Origin of the sequence: Dyella sp., from assembly GCF_035685885.1 — a bacterium.
Taxonomy (GTDB): domain Bacteria; phylum Pseudomonadota; class Gammaproteobacteria; order Xanthomonadales; family Rhodanobacteraceae; genus Dyella.
In genome coordinates this window covers 1-2,824 of sequence record NZ_DASRZX010000017.1, presented here as the reverse complement: position 1 = coordinate 2,824, position 2,824 = coordinate 1, and the positions used below count along the sequence as shown (strand labels likewise).

Sequence of the window (2,824 nt, the reverse complement as noted above, 5' to 3'; positions counted from 1 at the left end):
TATTTCCAATACGGTGAACTTCGCGCCCGCGCGTTTCAGCGCCTTGAGGAACGGAACAAAGGCACCAACGACGACAACATGCTGCCCGGGACGAATCTCAGCGGCGTCGTAAGCATCCACGCCAGCGCGCAGTTCAACCTCCGATCCCGGTTGCCGGCTCCAACCTCACCCATCCCCTCATTTCATTACGGTAAGGTGTGGGACGAACATGCCGGCGTTTGCGACTGCCTTTGCGAATTTGTCGATCAGTGGGGCGAGACGATGCTCGGGCATATTTGGAATAAGGTCGTAAAGCATGCAGCCTTGGCGGAACAGTGAATGGATACGCGTCTTGCTGGTGTTGGACTTCAGCAAGCGGTCCATTCCGAGGCTTTCGCCAACCGCGCCCAGCAGCGTCAGCAGCGCGGTGGCGAAGGCGCTAACCAGCAGCAGGCGGTCACGGCGCATCGGCTCGGCGATGCGGGTTGCGGAAAGCCCCATGCCGAACCGCAAATCTTTGGTGTCGCGGAACAGCGGCTCGATGGTCCACCGCTTGGCGTAATGGTTGACCAGCGTGGCCGCCGTCGCATCGCGCGCGCTGGTCGCCAGACACCAGGGTTCCTTCATGCCCTTGGCATGCACGCAGACCACCGCGTCGACCTGCTGACCTTTCGCGGTAACGCGTGCGTCGCGCAGCATGCGGGCACGGCCGCCCTTGCCGACCCATTCGACCGCGGGCTTGGTCTGTCCATCGGCGTCGGTGACGTGGATGTTGCCGCGGAAGCGGATCACGTAGCCGAACCCGAGTTCGCCAAGAAAGGCGAACAATTTTTGGTCGCCGAAGCCGCGGTCGGCCAGAATGGTGACCCGGCAGCCGGGCGGCACGAGTTCGTGCAGACGGCGCAGGCAGGCATCCTCGAAATCGTTGCGATGCTTCGCGATCTCGTCTTTCCAGACGCTGAGCCAAAGTAGCGGTGCCGCTCGGCCATGGCCGGTCACCAGGCTGAGCACCAACGTCGTCTGATCGTCGTGGTCGAAATCGGTCCAGTCCATCGCCACCAGCGCCTCCCGGCGCTCGGCCATCTGGTGGGGCACCCAGCGGGCGAAGCTGTCCCACACGTCGATGCCGTTGTTGCTGAGCAGGCGGTCCACCTGCTTGACGGCGTGTTTGGTCACGAGGCCTCGGGCCTGAGCCAGCGCGTGGCCGATCATCGCCACCGCCAGCGACGCCGCCGTCATCGCGCCGAGCGTCGCGCCGGCCAGGGACGCGATCCGCTTGGCATGCAGGTCAGGGCCATACACATCGCCGACAAATGCGCGAACATCATCGAAACGACCACCCTCTCGAACCGCCCTGACCATGCCAACGCTCCAAACCAGAACCCCTTGGAGCGTCTACGAATATCGGCCGAATCGCCGCTATACCTCGGCCAGAAGAAAATGAGGGGATTCATGAGGACTGCACCCGCATCTCCGAAGCAAACATTGGGAAACGACCGGCTCACGGCGGACGTGAGAGTTTTGTGGCAGACCACTTCCGGGCGATGGCGCACCCACTATGGTCATCGATGAACCTAGCGCAGTTCAGCCCAGGTTGGGTTGATTCAGATCAATGCGTCGACGCAGTTATCTTTGGTTTACTGTAGCCAGAGGACTCAAATCGGGAGAGTGCGCGATGCAGTACATCGCCTACCTTCGCGAGCAGGCCGCAACCTATCACGCCCTGGCGCAACGGTGGCTGAAGGTCCACAAGCCCGAGAAGGCGCAGGAATGCGAGGACCTCGCCGATACCTGTGAACAAGCCGCCGAGGAGATCGAGGATCACGCGCCGGCGGGTTAGGCCCACATCGGGCAGCGCATCCGTTCAGTGTCGCAAGAGGTAAATCCTTCCGTTCTTCGGGATGGCGGCCACTGCTGAGCTGGTTTCGTCATTCCGCGCGTAAAGCCGGGATCCAGGCTCGTCACCAAGCACCGTTGCGGCACCGATGCGGCTTCAGGCAAACACCGCAGCGCGCTGCAGCAATTCCTCCAGTCCGGGCTCATTGGCGTTCCACGCCTTGCCCGGATGGATCACTGACACCTGGCAGCTCTCCGCCGCTTCGACCAGTTGCCGGTACGTCCCAGCTTTTAGGTCCTTAATGTATGCCTGCTTATCCTTATTGTAGGCGAACATCTTGTCGTTGATCTGCGTGCATTCATTGCAACTGCTGCAGCGCGCTGTCTCGATGTAGGGCTCATCCGGATTTCGCTCGGCCTCTGCCGGCGCGCCTTCCGGCGCCACGGCCGGCACGCCCGGCGTTGTAGGGGCCGGTGCGGCAGCTTCGGCGGCTGCGGGCACAAGCACGACGTCGCGCTGGCGCTCCTGTTCCGCCCACGCCGCACGCGCCTGGGCAACCGCGCGCTCGGCATGCGAGTTGCCGACGCCGCCAAGTTCGCGCAACGCCCGCCACATCGCGCCGATGCGCCGTGCCTCGCGGATCATGCAGTCGTCGACCATGACCTTCTGCAGGCGGTTGGCGGCGTCAACCATCAGCAGGTACGGCAGCGTGCCCACACCGCGATCGGACGCAATCGCCTCGGCTGCCGGCACAATTTTGCTATTGCCGGCGGAGCCCGACAGAATTGCGAAGTGCTCGGCATAGCGCGGATCGCAGGCAAGGAAGTCAACGGCGGTGAAGGCAACCTCCTGATGTGCGCGCTGGTGGCTCTCATCCTCGTACGAAAGTGGATGCACCGGCCAGTCCTGCGCGGGCTGCGGATTCCCGGCGACGGTGAAACGCGACGCCAGATCGGCGCCGGCCGCGGGATCGTGCACGAAGGCGGGAAACACTCGCGATTCCAGCGC

4 protein-coding genes are annotated in these 2,824 nt (G+C 63.3%); 1 reads left to right on the top strand and 3 read right to left on the bottom strand.

What is annotated here, in order from left to right; genetic code table 11:
* On the bottom strand, positions 1–120 hold a 120-nt coding region (locus VFG49_RS19205; protein WP_414649033.1), incomplete at its 3' end, for a Rossmann-like domain-containing protein.
* Between the two features lie 57 nt (positions 121–177).
* Positions 178–1,341 (bottom strand): IS4 family transposase, encoded by a 1,164-nt coding sequence (locus tag VFG49_RS02625; RefSeq protein ID WP_324857948.1) that lies wholly within the window; start codon positions 1,339–1,341, stop codon positions 178–180.
* Positions 1,342–1,654: 313 nt separating this feature from the next.
* Here VFG49_RS02625 and VFG49_RS02620 point away from each other — a divergent pair, with 313 nt between their 5' ends.
* Positions 1,655–1,819 (top strand): hypothetical protein, encoded by a 165-nt coding sequence (locus tag VFG49_RS02620; protein ID WP_324857947.1) that lies wholly within the window; start codon positions 1,655–1,657, stop codon positions 1,817–1,819.
* A gap of 153 nt (positions 1,820–1,972) precedes the next feature.
* On the opposite strand, the gene VFG49_RS02615 is transcribed toward VFG49_RS02620, so the two are convergent.
* A complete protein-coding gene (locus VFG49_RS02615; protein WP_324857946.1) occupies positions 1,973–2,809 on the bottom strand; it encodes a ferredoxin in 837 nt (278 codons plus the stop codon).
* Between the last annotated feature and the right edge of the window lie 15 nt (positions 2,810–2,824).